Below are 14,505 nucleotides of genomic sequence, written 5' to 3' on the forward strand. Positions count from 1 at the left end.
AACCCTGGGGATTTGATGAAACGAAGAAGTCGTTTTCGGAGAGCCATAACGACATTGGTGATCGTCACGGTCGCGTTGTCGGTGTCAGCGGGCACGGGCGAAGCGTCGCCGACCACGGTCGTCGGCGGCGATCCGGACGGGAAGGTGATCGGCACGGTCACCGTTCCCCGAGACAAGAAACAGCTGAGCGTCACCATTTACGACGCGGCAGGCAAGCAACCGGTCCGCACGCTGGTGGAAGCGATGCCCAAGACCGAACCGGACGAGGCCCAGGTGGTCGAGCTGCGCTGGGACGGCACGACGGACTACCGCAAGGTCGCCCCGGCAGGCAGCTACTCGTGGAAAGCGTTGGCCAGCAACGTCGCCGCGGTCGAGGAAGAACCGATCGGCCAGGGCAGCACGCCCGCGCACGGCAAAGGTGTGTTCGGCACCGGGGTCGACGCGGTCGCCACCGACGAACAGGGAAACGTCTACGAGTCGTCCGACTACGAGGAGTTCAACGCCGAACTGCGCAAGTGGACCGCGGACGGCAAGCGGGTCTGGGGCGGTGGCCGAGCCGGCGGCGGCATGGCGCTCGCGGTCGACGACAAGTTCGTCTACGTGGCTGTCGACGGCGACGAGATCCTCGACAGAGTCCCACCCGCGCCGGAAAAGCCGATCTACTTCTGCGGCAAAACCATGCTGATGCGCTACGCGCGTGACCGCGAAAGAGACTTCTACGGCGAGGAAACCCCACAAACGCCATGGCCCGGCATGGACAGGGGCTACATCGTGGCGAATCCGAGCGTGGGCGCCTCGGTGTTCGGGCTCGCCGTGGACGGCGAATTCCTGTACGCGAGCGATCACTACGCCGGGCAGGTGCGCCAGTACGACAAGAGCACCGGCGAGCTGGTGGGTTCGTTCCCGGTGAACGCCCCCAAAGGAATCGCGCTCGACCAGACAGGGGCACTGTGGGTGGCCACCGGCAAGGACGTGGTCAAGCTCGACGGGAACGGCCACACCGTCGAGACCCTCACGGGCTTCACCGATCCGTATGCCGTCGCAGTGGGTGGCGAGGGCGGCGCGCTGCACGTGGGCGACGTGGGCACCGGCCAGGTGCACCGCTACACCACCACGCCGAGTGGACGGACTCATGAAGCGTTCTTCGGAAAGGCGACACCCGGACCGATCCAGCCGACCAGACTCCGCTGGCCGGATGACCAGTACCGGGTGGGGGGTGGCTGTCGGAATCCCCAGAACAAGGATGACAACCCGGATTACCGGCAGGGTGCGGCGGCGAGCCTTGCCGTCCTGAAGAACGGCGACATGGTGGTTGTCGACCAGATGAACAGCCGGGTCGTGACCTTCGACAAGGACGGCGACAAGATACAGACCGGGGCGGACGGCAAACCCCTGGTTCGCAGCGCACAGTTCATCGTGCTGCCACAGGTGAACAAGAAGGCCGACCCCAAGATCATGACCGCGGGCGCCCTCGAGTACGACCTGATCGACGAGGCACCTGGCTGGCGATTGCGGGCGAACTGGCGGCCCAACGGCCCAAGCGGGCCGTTCGACCGAAGCAAGGCCAGCGTGCGCCGCACCTTGAAGAACGGGCGAACCTACTTGTACGTCCTCGGCGCCAGCACGCCCACCCGTTCCAACGAGGTCACGATCTATGAGTACCTGCCCGACGGCACCCTGCGGCTGGCCACGTCGATCGGGCAGTTGGCGTTCGACAAGGACGGGCAGGGCTGGAAGTGGTTCGTCGGGTTCGACACGAAGACGACGAACGGGATCATCGATGACGACGAGCTGAGGCTGACCGACAACCCGGGCTTGGGCATCTTCAGCGCCACCGCGCCAGGCGCGTGGATCGATGACGACGGCACCATCTGGTTCACCATGAACGGAGAGTGGGAGCGTGACCCTCTGGTGCCCAAGCCTCCTTATGGTGTCGCGGTTCCGGTCACCGGCTTCTCCGGGGAGGCGCAGAACCCGGTGTACTTGGACTGGGATTCCGTACTCAAAGCGAAGCCCGCAATCCCGGCGGACACCAGTCCGGAGAAGTTCGCCCCGTCCAACATCAAGATCGACCAGGACACGGGTGACATCTACCGCACCGGATGGACCGAATCGGGGCACGCGCCGCCCGAACCGGGACCGCAGTACTGGATGGGGGGCAGCACGATCGAACGCCGGACCTCGAACAACGAGGTGACCAGGTTCGTGCCCCGATGCCAGGACTGGGACGCGACCAAGCCGTACCGCTGCTTGGAAAGGGACGGTTTCTACGGTCTCGCCGCCGTCGCACCGGACGGCGACTACTTCTATGCGGCTGTCAACGGCAGGGAGACGCACAGTCACGTCGGCCAGACCTGGATCAGGATGTACACCAACGACGGACTGGTGGTGAAGGAGTTCACCGGCGCGAACAACGGAACGGGCGTCGGTTATGTGTCGAATGTGGACAGTGCGCTCGGCCTCAACGCCTTTACCCATCAGGGGCGTACCACCGTCATGGCCGAAGACAGCTTCTTGAACCGGGCACTGCGCTGGCGGATGGACGATGTGGGCAGCGTGCATCGGCTGAACGGCGGGTGCCCCAAGGTGTTCGACTGGACCGCGGACGGCGCGAGCATCAAACCGGGCTGGGGGCAGTGCGGTCACGACAAAGCACGGGCGCTGATGGCCGAAGCCAAGCGCCTGTGGGGTGAGAACGCCAGGGCGGCGGCGGTCGAGCGGGCGCTGGAGGCGGTCGCGATGGGCCGCGAGATCGCCGCGACCGACCCGGCGTTCCACCCGACGCTGGCGGAATGGCTCACGTTCGTGGTCGGCGGCTACCTCGGCGACGTCGGCCGAGGTGACGAGGCGATCGTGGTCTACCAGGAAGGGCGAGGGCTCTACCGGACACTCGTCCAGGAACAGCCCGCCAACTCCCAGTACCGCTGGGGTCTGGCCAACAGTTCCATGTACCTCGCGCACCGGTTCTGGGCGAAGGGTGATCGCGACCAGGCCACGGCGAACGCGCTCGACTCGGTGGGCGTCCTGCGTGAACTCGCCGCCGGCGACCCGGCCTACGCCGAGAGCCCGGGCCCGTTCCTGGTGGCAACCGCCACCTTCCTGACCCAGCATGGCCGCGTGGACGAGGCCATCTCCCTCGGTGAAGAGGCGGTGGCGCTCTACCGGCGACTCGGTTCGGCCCCCGGACACCGACACCTGACCGGATGGGCACTCAACCAGCTGGCCTACACCTACTGGGCCAAGGGCGATCGACCACAAGGGATAGCGAAAGCGCTCGAAGCGGTCGGGATCGCCCGAACCCTCCCGCAGGAAAACCCGCGCTACGCCGCCGACCACGGTCACTGGCTGCTGTACCCGGCCGTCGGCTACCTGAAGGACAACGGCCAACGCCAGGAAGCGATCGAGTCGGCAAGAGAAGCAGTAGACGTCTACACCCGGCTCGACGCCGTCGACCCGGCCCGATATGGGCCAAGCCTGGCCTTGGCCAAACAGATACTGAACGATCTCGAAACCACCTGACCGCCGGCACAGCGGCCGGATGTGTCGCGAGAGCCACCTCCGCGGTGTCGGAAGTGGCTCTCGCGCCACGTCCGACATCAAGCCACGGTCGACGTCCGGCTCGTGTGCCCGGCGATCCAGTCCCGGTACACCGTCACATCGGTCCAGATGCCCAGACCGCTGGCGCACTTCGGGTCCGCGTCCCCATCGCGGCTGGTGGCACCGACCAGTTCCCATTCACCCGGCCTGCCCTTGAGCTGGGGCCCACCGGAGTCGCCGTAGCAGCCCATCGCGTCCGGCGTGTCGGTACCGGTGCAGATTTCCTTACCGGTCGCCACATTGCGGCAATCGTCCGCAGGCATGACCTTGGTGTCCAATTCCTGGAGAATTTCCGGCGCGCCGCAGTTCTCCTCGGCGCAGTGCTCGCCCCAGCCGAGGATCCGGGTCGCCGTTCCCGCGCCACCCACGGCCTCGGCGATCTTGATCGGCTGCTCGGTCACCGGTTTGTCCAACCGGACCAGCGCGATGTCCCCGCCCGGCGGCTTCTGCCTGGAGAAATCCGGGTGGACGACGATCTGGCTGACACCGGTCTCCGTGCCCCCGCTGTTGTGCTGCCGCGCGCCGATCCTGGTCCTGACCTGGCCCGGACGCGCTCCCTGCACGCAGTGCGCCGCGGTCACCACCCAGTTCTCACTGATCAGCGAGCCACCGCAGAAATGATGTCCGTCTTGCTGCAACGACACCATGAACGGGTAGTCCTCGGTGGCGTCGTGCCCGCCGATGACGTAGGGGGTCGGCCCCTCAGCCGCCACGGCGATCCCCGGTACCAGCACCGCTCCCGCCGCGGCCAACCCCATCATCAGTACGCCTGTTTTGCGAAGCATTATCGTGAACTCCCCGGAGACGACGAATTGCTGACAGTCGTCACGCTATGGGGTGATCCTCACCACCAGATCGGCTCTTCGGCCGGGTGCGTATCGGCCGAATGACCGACCCAGCGTGATAGCGCACCAGGTGAAGTGACCCCATGGGGACTACACCGTCGTGGCCTCGTGACGCGCGGGGGCGGCCAGACCAGGCGTGCCCTGCTGGGTAACATCGAGGCATGACCAACCGCTTAGTCTGCCTCGGCGATTCCTTCACCGAAGGTGTTGGTGACGAGGACCCGTCGTCCCCCAACGGCGTCCGAGGCTGGGCCGATCGCGTCGCCGGTCAGCTCGCGGGTAACCACACCGGTTTCCGCTACGCCAACCTCGCGATCCGCGGCAAGCTCCTCGGACAGGTCCTCACCGAGCAGCTCTCACCGGCGCTCGCGCTGAACCCGGACCTCGTGACGCTGTACGCCGGCGGCAACGACCTGATGCGGCCGAAGGTCGACATCGACGCCCTCTGCGACGACTACGACGTCGCGGTGGGCGAGATCGTCGCCTCCGGCGCGCGCGTCGTCCTCTTCACCGGCGTCGACGGGGTCGAAGACGCGCTGTTCCGCAGGATCCGCGGCCGCGTAGCGATCTACAACGAGCACGTTCGCGGCATCGCCTCGCGGCACGGTGCGCTGCTGGTGGACATGTGGGCGATGCGCCGGCTGCGGGACCGGCGACTGTGGGCACCGGACCGTCTCCACCTGAATTCGCTGGGGCACAACGAGGTCGCCATCGCCGTACTGGACGCGCTCGGCGAACCGCACAAGCTCACCCCCGCGGAACTCGGTCCGCGGCCGGTGTTGAGCCCGCAGGCTCGGCGTACGGAGAACCTCCAGTGGGGCAAGGAACACGCTGTCCCGTGGATCAGGCGCAGGCTGCGCGGCGAGTCCTCCGGTGACGCGCTCGCACCGAAGCGGCCGACGATGGATCCTTACGCCTGACGCGGCCGAAGCCCGTCGAACAGGAGGCAGACCGTTCGGTTCCTCAGGTCGGGACCGGCGTATTCCGCGGCCTTCGCCGTCCCGATGATCACCGGGATCAGCTCTTCGACGATGAGGTCCTTGCGGACGGCGCCCGCGTCCTGCGCACGACTGAGCAAGACGCCGAGCGCGTCCTTCAGCCGGGCGCCGATCACCGCGCCCGTGGCCGCAACGGTGACCCCGGCCGCCGACAAGGCCTCGAAGTACGCGTTCTTGGCGCCCGACATCTCGATCCAGCCGGTCAGGAAGCCGAAGAACGCGTCCCCCGGATCGGACGAGTCCGCGGCCACGGTGGCTTCGGCTTCGTCGGCGAAGCGGTGAAGACGCGCGAAGAGAACAGCCTCCAGCAGGGCTTCCTTCGTCGGGAAGTGCCGGAACACCGTGCCGACGCCGACGCCTGCCTCGCGGGCGACCTCCTCGGTCGGCGCACTGGTGCCTCTGGCCGTGAAGACGCGCTCCGCGGCCTCCAGCACCCGGGTCCGGTTACGGCGGGCGTCGGCTCGGAGCGGTTTCTCGTCCGTCACAAGCGGGGATCCTAGACCCGGTGTCCAGACCCGTCCCGGCGGACCGAATGCATTTAGAGGACTAAATGCGTGAGTGCCCTGCACGCCAGTACCGCTCGTACGGCGAGAGCCAGTCGGTCACCTCTCGCAGTGGTGCGGCTTCCAGCGAGGCCCGCGGCTCGCGGTCCGTCGAGAGGATGCCGAGCACCTCGCGCCGGGCCGGGTGGGCAAGAGCGGCGAAGACGTCGTCGTTGACCGGCACTAGCGCGCGACACCGCGCCTTCCGGCCAAGAGCCCGACGGCGCTCGCGGCGCCGGCGCTGCCCAGCGCGATCCCCCACCCGACCGGCCCGAGCGGGGTGCAGCCGAAGAACTGGCTGACGCCGGGCGTCTGGATCAGCACGGCCAGCAGGGCCGCGGAACCCAGGCCCGCGGCCAGCACCGTGCCGTCGCGTCCGCCGATCAGCAGCGTCTGCCCGAGCTGCGTTCCGATGAGCGAGGCGAGCGCGACGGTGCTCGCCCGCCGCCGCCTGCCGGTCAGCCGGGCCAGGGTCCACGCCGTGGTCGCCCCCAGTGTCGTGGTCACCGCTCGGGTGGTGATGTCGCGCCGGAGCGCGTCACCGAGCGAGGCGCTGGGCCCTTCTCGGAGCAGTTCCGGCACTGCCTCGCGGTCCGGCCTGCTCAGCGCGATGGCCAGCGCGGGCGCCAGATCGGTGAGCAGGTTCATCAGCAGCAGCTGACGGGCGGTGAGCGGAGACCGGCCGGTGACGGCGGAACCGAGCACGGTGAACGCGATCTCCCCCAGGTTCCCGCCGAGCAGGATGCCGAGCGCTTCCCGCACCGACGCCCACATCGCCCGGCCTTCGATCAGCGCGGCGACGATCGTCTCCAGCCGGTCGTCGGTGACCACGAGATCCGCGGCCGCCCTCGCCGCGGGGGTGCCCCGTTGCCCGAGCGCGATGCCGACGTCGGCGAGCCGGATGGCGGGTGCGTCGTTCGCGCCGTCGCCGGTCATCGCGACGACCCGGCCACCCCGTTGGTACGCCTGGATGATCCGCACCTTCTGCGCCGGGCTGCACCGGGCGATCACGTCGACGTCGGCGAGTTCGGCATCGAGTTCGGCGTCACCGAGTTCTTCGATCCGGGCGCCGGTGAGCACCTTGGTATCGCCGTTGCGGCCGGTGATCTCCTCGGAGACGGCTTCCCCGGTGGCCGGATGGTCGCCGGTTATCATCACCGTCCGCACGCCGGCCTCGCGCAGCGTTTCCGCGGCGGGGGCGGCACTGTCACGCACCGGATCCGCGAGTGCGACGAAGCCGAGCAAGTGGAGATCGACGACGTCGTCCTCGGAAATGTCCTTTGTGGACACGGTCCGTTCGGCGACGGCGAGGACGCGGTGTCCGGAGGCGGCCAGCCGCTCCATCCGCTTTTCCAGCCGTTTCCGGGTTCCGGCGCCGATCGGCTTGCCGCCGTGCCGGACGCACCGTGGCACGACGACCTCCGGCGCGCCCTTGACACACAACAGATTCCGGTCGCCGAGCCTGCCGTTGGTGGCGTGGAACCCGCGGGACGGCTCGAACGGGACCGCGTCCGTCTTCTCCCAGCCGTCCGCGTCCACACCCGCGGCCAGGCCGCCTTCGAGGACGGCCTGATCGGTGTGATGCGGCAGTTCCTCGGGGTTGTCCGCCCGGGGTGTCGCGCGCACGGCGGCGGTCAGCACCGCGCGATGGCTCTTCCCGAGCCGCGACACGGCGGCACTGCTGTGCCCGTCGTCGATCCGGGTGACGCTGAGCCTGCCCTCGGTCAGCGTGCCGGTCTTGTCGAAGCAGAGGACGTCGACCCGCCCGAGCGCCTCGATCGTGCGTGGATTGCGGACGAGCGCGCCGTGGTCGGCGAGCCTGCGGGCGGCGGCGAGCTGGGCCGCGTTGACCAGGAACGGCAACCCTTCCGGCACCGAAGCGACCGCGAGGTTCACCGCGGCGCCGAGGCTTTCGCGCAGCGGCACACCGCGGATCAGGCCCGCGCCCGCGACGGCGGCAGCCGAGCCGACCGCGACCGGGAGCGCCTGCTTGGTGAGCGACGCGAGCCGGGTTTCGACGCCGGTCTCGGGGGCGGCGCCCCGAGCCGCGGCCAGCCCGCGCCCGACCTCGGTCTGGTCGCCGGTCGCGACGACCACGGCGGTCACCTTCCCCGCGGCGACCACGGTGCCCTCGTAGAGCATCGAGGCCCGCTCGGCGATGTCCGCGGCCACCACCGGGGACGGATCCTTGGGCACCGGCAACGATTCGCCGGTCAGCGACGATTCGTCGAGTTCCACGCCGGTGGCTTCGAGCACCCGGCAATCCGCGGGTACGACGTCACCGGACCGCAGCGAGACGATGTCGCCGCGCACCAGATCGTCGGCGACGACGCGCTGCTCCGTGCCGTCCCGGACGACGGTGGTCACCGTGGCGGACCGCTCGAAGAGCCCGGCCAGCGCGCGTTCGGTGTGGACCTGCTGCACACTGCCGATCAGCGCCGACACCCCGACGATCCCCGCGACCAGCGCGGCGTCGACCGGGGACCCCACCGCCGCGGACACGGCCGCACCGCCCGCGAGCACCGGAGTCAGCGGGTTGGAAAGCTCGGAGAGGAACGCCTTGGCGATACTCGTGCCGGCGCCGCCTGCTCCCCCGACGCGGTTCGCGGGAGTTCGCCGTCGTGCCTCGTCTTCGTCGAGACCGCGCGGGTCCGAGCCGAGCCGGTCGAGCACGAGGTCCGCCGGCATCAGATGCCACGGCGGTGCGACGCGGCCCGCCGGAGCCGCTTTCCGCGTGCCGGTGAGGTTCCGGGCCCGCCAGATCCCGTCGCTGAAGGCCATGAGCGCGCCCGCGTTCACCGCGCGAAGGCCGCTCGCGGCCGGTTTGCGCCGGGCGCTGAGGGCGCTCACTCCACCGATACCGCTCGCCACGGTGGCGAACAACGTGGAATCGCGCACGACCGTCCGGGCCGCGGTGATCGCTTCGACGAGCAGCATGGCGATGTCGATGTCCCGCTCGATCAGAACGTGTGCGCCCCACGGCGGCGGAGTTCCCTCGTCGTGGACGCCGATTCCGCAGTCGGCGGCGCCCAGAGCCCGACGGTCACCGGAGACGAGCATGACCACGCCTCCGTCGGCCTGGAGTTCGCGGACGACGTCGAGCACTCCTTCACCGCCATCGCTCTGGACCACCCGTATCCCGGCCGACTTGGCCGCCGATGCCAGGGCGTCGACCTCGGGCGAGAGCTCTTCGGCGACGGCCAGCAGTCCTTGCAGCCGCCCGTCACGGGCCAGGCCCAGCACGAGGGGCGCGCCCTGATCCAGCAATCGCTGCCGTTCCCGGACTCCGTCGCGCCCCTCGAGGTCGAGGTCGTCGACCGGGCCGAGGACCCAGTCACCGTCACGCCGGACCACCTGTGGCTTCTCCTCGTCGAACAAGGCGAAGGCGGCGGCGGTCAGCTCCACCGGTTCGCTGCCCGGCAACGGAACCAGATCGCTGAGCACGTTCACCCCGGCGCCGAGTGCCGCCGTGTCGATGACCAGCGTGTCGAGCAGATCCAGCCTCCGCAGCACGGAGCGGTCCATCACCAGAGCACCCCGCCTGGCGAGGACTTGGCCCAGTTGAGCGGAAAAGGCGGCCGCGCCATTCGACGGCGCCTTGGGTATGGCCGAGATCCCGACGGCGGCGGCCCGTCGCGGACCGGTGAACGGCAGGGCCACCGCCGCCGCCGCGGCCCCGGCCGCGATGGACCGGCGCGCATGACGATCCGCGGCCCCCTCCGGAAGTGGCCGCGGTCGTTCCCCCACCACCGGCTCCGCGCCGGCGTGATCACGTTGCCGGACCAGCCGGGACTCGGCCGCGCACCAGGCACGCTTGTGTGCCTTGGCCTCTCGCCATTGGGTGCTCCGGACCATGATGTCCAGTACCGTGCCCTCGCCGCGGGCCGCCAAACCGTGTGCCAGCGCCGCCCCGATCGACGTCGCCGAATCCGCCCGCTCATGCCCCCGCAGCTTCCGGTCCGCCAGCGCGCGCAGCCGCGGATGCAGGTCGACGAGCGAGGCCAGCGCGGCGACCTCCGTCGGCAGCGGCGCCCACGGCATCAGTTTCGAAGCCGCCGAGAGCACCAGGCCCGCGGCGTCGGCGGCGATCACGGAAGGAAGCCGGGTCGCCCGTGCTCCATCGGCCGGATGGTGGAGTTCGTCCTCCTCGATTCGCTCGGCCTCACAGGACGGCTCCGACTCCGCCCGTTCGACCGCGCGAACCAGCTCCACCCGCCGTGGCGCGGGCTCCCCGACCGCCACGACCACCCGCGAAGTCGGCGCGTTCACCTGCGCCCAGCGCACACCGGGGATCTCCGTCAGCGCCCGCTCGACCTGCCGGGCGACGCGGGCGCCATCCGGACCCTTGACACCGTGGGTCTCGATGTAGAGCCTGCCGGGACACGACCAGACCGCCCGCCGCGGACCTCGGCCGGGCATCCCCTCGAACGGCATGAGTGCCAGTCCTGCCAGCCCCCGCGCGACCCGGCTCATCGCCGGAATCGGCCTGGGGAAGGGGACGCCCAGCACGTCCACGGTCTCCGGGTCCGTCCGCCGCATGCGGCATCCTCCTCGCGCCAGTGGTCATGTTGATCTCCACGGATACCCGGTCGCCGAAGCGTCCAATCGCGCGCGGTTTGAGGTGACACGGAAGGGGTACGCCCCGGCATGGCCACTGGAAGAACGGGCTCGCCGAACACACCGCGTGTCACTGGTCACGGAGCCTGATAAGGCCCCCGTCGAAGCGAACCCCACGAGAAAGGGCCGCCCCGGACGGGACGGCCCTTTCTCGAATCACCTCAACGCTGCGGCGGACCGCCGAACGGCCCCTGCTGCGGGAACGGTCCGCCGCCACCCGGTGCCTGTCCCGGAGGGCCCTGGTACGGGCCTCCTTGCGGAGCGGCGGGCGGCTGGGGCTGCGGCAGCTGCGCGGGCGGCGGCGCCTGCTGCTCCGCCGGGGCGGCCTGCTGCTCCGGAGCGGGCGCGGCCTTGGGAACCGGCCGAGGCGCGGGCGGCTCCTGTCGCGGCGTCGCGACGCCCAGCGCCGGAACCTCCTTGCGTGCCACGGCTTCCGCGGCCGCGACGGCTTCGGCGACCTTCGGGTCGCTGGAGGTGTCGAACCAGCCCTGGACTTCTTCGTCCTCCAGGTCCGGCTTCTCGACGGGCTCTTCCTTCGGCGGCTCGTAGCGGAACACGCCGTCGTCGCCGGGGGCGCCGAGTGCGCGGGCGAAGCCTTCCAGTGCCTTGCCGTAGTCGCTCGGGATCATCCAGACCTTGTTCGCGTCGCCCTGCGCCATCTGCGGCAGGGTCTGCAGGTACTGGTACGCGAGAACCTCGGGAGTGGGACGTCCGGCCTTGATCGCCGCGAAGACCTTCTCGATCGCCTTCGCCTGACCCTGCGCCTGCAGGTACCGGGCGGCGCGTTCACCCTGCGCCCGCAGAATCCGCGACTGCCGCTCGGCCTCCGCGCTCAGGATCGCGGCCTGCTTGGCGCCCTCGGCCGCGAGGATCTGGCTCTGCTTCTGACCTTCGGCGGTCTTGATCGCCGATTCACGCTGACCTTCGGCGGTCAGGATCATCGCGCGCTTCTCCCGGTCGGCGCGCATCTGCTTCTCCATCGAGTCTTGGATGGAGGGCGGCGGGTCGATCGCCTTCAGTTCGACCCGGGCGACACGGATGCCCCAGCGGCCGGTGGCCTCGTCGAGAACGCCGCGCAGCTGGCTGTTGATCGAGTCACGCGAGGTCAGCGTCTGCTCGAGGCTCATGCCACCGACGACGTTTCGCAGTGTCGTGGTGGTCAGCTGCTCGACACCGACGATGTAGTTCGAGATCTCGTAGACCGCGGCCCGCGAATCGGTCACCTGGAAGTACACGACCGTGTCGATCGACACGGTCAGGTTGTCCTCCGTGATCACCGGCTGGGGCGGGAACGAGACGACCTGCTCGCGGAGGTCGATCCGCGCCCGCACCTTGTCCAGGAAGGGCACCAGAAACGTCAGGCCGGGAGAAGCCACCGTCCGGAACCGGCCCAGCCGTTCGATCACAGCGGACTGCGCCTGTGGCACCACCATGATCGCCTTGACCACGACGACGATCACGAACAACGCGAGCAGTCCGACAACGATGAACACCACTGTCTCTGACAACTACCTTCCCCTTACGTAGAAACCCTTTTGCTGTTCCACCGTCCGGCTCACAGCTCGGCGGAGACGACCGCCGTGGCGCCCGAGATCTCGACGACGGTCACCGATGTCCCCGGGGCGATCGGTTCCCCTTCGGTCATGGCCCGGGCCGACCAGACGTCACCCGCCAGCTTCACCTGCCCGGCTTCGACGTCCACTGTGGACACTACTACCGCTCGCGCGCCGATCAGCGCGTCGGTGTTGGTCTTGATGCCCGGTCCCGCGAGGAACCGGCGTTTGAGGGCGGGCCGGACGAGGGCGAGCATCCCGACCGAGGTGACGGCGAACACCGCGACGTCGATGAACGGGTTCCCGGTCAGCGCCGCGGAGCCGGCCCCGAACAGGGCTCCGGCGCCGACCATGAGCAGGAACAGGTCGCCCGAGAGCAGCTCGGCGATGATCAAGAGGATCCCGGCGATCAGCCAGATGAGAGCGCCTGTCATGCGTTCATGCTCCCAGATCGCGAAGATTCATACCGGGGAAGCGAAACCGACGTGACCGACGCGTGACCTTGAGTGACCTCGCGCGAATCGGTCATTCAGGACTCCTCGCCGGGGTCGGAGACGAAGTCGATGAGCCGCTCCACCGCTCCGATCAGCGGCGTTTCCAGATCCCGGTAGCTGCCGACCGCCGCCAGGACCCGCTGCCAGCCCTCCCATGGCTCACCCCAGCCCAGCGCGGCGCAGACGCCCTGTTTCCACTCCGTGCCACGCGGGATGTTCGGCCAGGCGCGGATGCCGACGACCGACGGCTTCACGGCCTCCCAGATGTCGATGTACGGATGGCCGGTGATCAACACGTTCTCGTCGCGGATTCCGTCGACGATCCGCGACTCCTTGCTGCCCGCGACCAAGTGATCGACCAGCACCCCGAGGCGACGGCCGGGTCCGGTGCCGAACTCGCCGATGCGATCCGACAGCACGTCCACCCCATCGAGTGGTTCCACCACGACGCCTTCGACCCGGAGATCGTGCCCCCAGACCCGCTCGACGAGTTCGGCGTCGTGCTTGCCTTCGACCCAGATCCGCGAATCGCGCGCGACCCGCGCCTTGAGCCCTTGGACCTGGACCGACCCGGACGCGGAGATCCGCCGGGCCGGGGTCTTCGGAGCCGCCTTCGCGGGCACGAGGGTGACGGGTTTGCCCTCGAGCAGGAAACCCGCGGGGTTCAGCGGGAACACGCGATGCCTGCCGTGCCGGTCTTCCAGTACGACGTTGCCGTACTCGATCTTCACCACGGCGCCGCAATACCCGCTGGCCGGGTCCTCGACCACGAGTCCCGGCTCGGCGGGCACCTCGGAGACCTTCCGCTTGCGCGGCCCGGACAGCACGTCGTCATACGAATGAGAGCGCACGGCGGACGACGCTATCGGCGCCCGGGGCCGACGTCGCCCCGCCACGCCGGTCAGGCGGTCATCCGTCGCCTGACCGGAGTCGATCGCGGACTCAGGTTCACCGACAGAATGACAGCATCGCTTCGACGAACGGGGTCCGTTCACCACGCTGGAGGGGGCGGATCACGAACAGCGGGGAGAGCGCGACGCACCACGCCCGGACCCGCTCCGCGTCGAATCCGGGCAGGTGCGGCGCGAGGGCGTCGAACCCGTCTTCGAGTGTGCCGCCGTCGCTCATCGGCAGGGTGACCCAATCGGCGAGGTCGAAGGCCGGGTCCCCGACGCTCGGGCGCGGGTCGATGGCGACCGCGCCGCGGCCGGGCCCGCCGTCGAGGACGTTGCCCGGATGCAGGTCGCCGTGCACGAGCGAGTTCCCTGCCCCGTCGGTCGCGAGGGCGAGTGCGCGCCGCCGGGCTCGGTCGAGGGTTGCCAGTGGCAGCGTGGCTTCGGCGACGGACCCGCGCAGCCCTCGCTCGGCGAGCCCATACATGAAGACGACCCGGTCTTCGAGTGTCGAGAAGCCGGCGGGCGGGGTCACCGAGTGGATCTGCGTCATCAGGTCGCCGACCTCGGCCCACGGCACGCTCGCGCCCGACTCCAGCAACTGTGTCCCGGGATCGATGCCTTCCAGCAGGATCGCCTCGTCGGCGAGTTCGGTGGCGAGGACCTGCGCGACTCTCGAACAGCCGTCCCAGGCGCGCAGCGCGGCGGCCTCGGACTCGGCGATCGTGCGATCCGGGGTCAGCTTGAGGACCTTCTTGGCGCCGTCGTCCCCCGCGCAGATCAGGGTGCGGCCGGTGTTGCCCGGCTTCGCGTCGACGACGGTGAGCCCCCACTGCTCCGCCAGTTTCGCGACGAGGGCGGGCAGCTCGTCACACCACGGGCCGACGTCCTCACCGAACCGCGCGACCAAGCGCGCGCGGGCCTCGTCGTCCAGTATCTCGGTCACGTCGCCCCCAGCGATCACTC

Annotated in this window: 9 protein-coding genes; 2 read left to right on the forward strand and 7 right to left on the reverse strand. The window is 69.5% G+C overall.

Annotation, left to right across the window (positions count from 1 at the left end):
• The first annotated feature begins 57 nt into the window (after nucleotides 1–57).
• Nucleotides 58–3,519 carry a FlgD immunoglobulin-like domain containing protein gene (locus AVL48_RS01700; protein WP_061986412.1) on the forward strand — a complete coding sequence of 1,154 codons (3,462 nt, stop codon included), beginning with the start codon at nucleotides 58–60 and terminating at the stop codon, nucleotides 3,517–3,519.
• Between the two features lie 77 nt (nucleotides 3,520–3,596).
• Here the strand turns inward: AVL48_RS01700 and AVL48_RS01705 are convergent, their stop codons facing one another.
• Nucleotides 3,597–4,382: a S1 family peptidase gene (locus AVL48_RS01705; RefSeq protein WP_061986414.1), complete on the reverse strand. Its 786-nt coding sequence runs from the start codon at nucleotides 4,380–4,382 to the stop codon at nucleotides 3,597–3,599.
• Nucleotides 4,383–4,603: 221 nt separating this feature from the next.
• Here AVL48_RS01705 and AVL48_RS01710 point away from each other — a divergent pair, with 221 nt between their 5' ends.
• Nucleotides 4,604–5,362, forward strand: a complete 759-nt coding sequence (locus AVL48_RS01710) for an SGNH/GDSL hydrolase family protein (protein ID WP_061986416.1) — start codon at nucleotides 4,604–4,606, stop codon at nucleotides 5,360–5,362.
• On the opposite strand, the gene AVL48_RS01715 is transcribed toward AVL48_RS01710, so the two are convergent.
• The 6 genes from AVL48_RS01715 to AVL48_RS01745 form a co-directional block, all read right to left on the reverse strand.
• Nucleotides 5,353–5,925: a TetR/AcrR family transcriptional regulator gene (locus AVL48_RS01715; RefSeq protein ID WP_061986418.1), complete on the reverse strand. Its 573-nt coding sequence runs from the start codon at nucleotides 5,923–5,925 to the stop codon at nucleotides 5,353–5,355. The two genes, AVL48_RS01710 and AVL48_RS01715, sit on opposite strands and share 10 nt — an antisense overlap.
• Nucleotides 5,926–6,165: 240 nt before the next feature.
• The gene (locus AVL48_RS01725) at nucleotides 6,166–10,521 is read right to left on the reverse strand and encodes an HAD-IC family P-type ATPase (protein ID WP_061986423.1); all 4,356 of its coding nucleotides are present in this window, start codon (nucleotides 10,519–10,521) and stop codon (nucleotides 6,166–6,168) included.
• A 239-nt stretch (nucleotides 10,522–10,760) separates the two neighbouring features.
• Nucleotides 10,761–12,095 (reverse strand): SPFH domain-containing protein, encoded by a 1,335-nt coding sequence (locus AVL48_RS01730; protein WP_177242299.1) that lies wholly within the window; start codon nucleotides 12,093–12,095, stop codon nucleotides 10,761–10,763.
• Nucleotides 12,096–12,154: 59 nt separating this feature from the next.
• Nucleotides 12,155–12,586, reverse strand: coding sequence for an NfeD family protein (locus AVL48_RS01735; RefSeq protein ID WP_061986428.1), 432 nt, complete (start codon nucleotides 12,584–12,586; stop codon nucleotides 12,155–12,157).
• A 95-nt stretch (nucleotides 12,587–12,681) separates the two neighbouring features.
• Nucleotides 12,682–13,497 carry a DUF3097 domain-containing protein gene (locus tag AVL48_RS01740; protein ID WP_061986429.1) on the reverse strand — a complete coding sequence of 272 codons (816 nt, stop codon included), beginning with the start codon at nucleotides 13,495–13,497 and terminating at the stop codon, nucleotides 12,682–12,684.
• A 97-nt stretch (nucleotides 13,498–13,594) separates the two neighbouring features.
• Entirely contained in the window at nucleotides 13,595–14,485 is an 891-nt protein-coding gene (locus tag AVL48_RS01745; RefSeq protein WP_061986431.1) for an aminoglycoside phosphotransferase family protein, read from the reverse strand.
• Nucleotides 14,486–14,505: the final 20 nt, after the last annotated feature.

Source organism: Amycolatopsis regifaucium, assembly GCF_001613935.1.
GTDB lineage: Bacteria > Actinomycetota > Actinomycetes > Mycobacteriales > Pseudonocardiaceae > Amycolatopsis > Amycolatopsis regifaucium.

Excerpts from the sequence above, each read along its gene's own strand:
- AVL48_RS01705 (WP_061986414.1), bottom strand. The coding sequence starts at position 4,382 with ATGCTTCGCAAAACAGGCGTACTGATGATGGGGTTGGCCGCGGCGGGA.
- AVL48_RS01710 (WP_061986416.1), top strand. The coding sequence starts at position 4,604 with ATGACCAACCGCTTAGTCTGCCTCGGCGATTCCTTCACCGAAGGTGTT.
- AVL48_RS01725 (WP_061986423.1), bottom strand. The coding sequence starts at position 10,521 with ATGCGGCGGACGGACCCGGAGACCGTGGACGTGCTGGGCGTCCCCTTC.
- AVL48_RS01735 (WP_061986428.1), bottom strand. The coding sequence starts at position 12,586 with ATGACAGGCGCTCTCATCTGGCTGATCGCCGGGATCCTCTTGATCATC.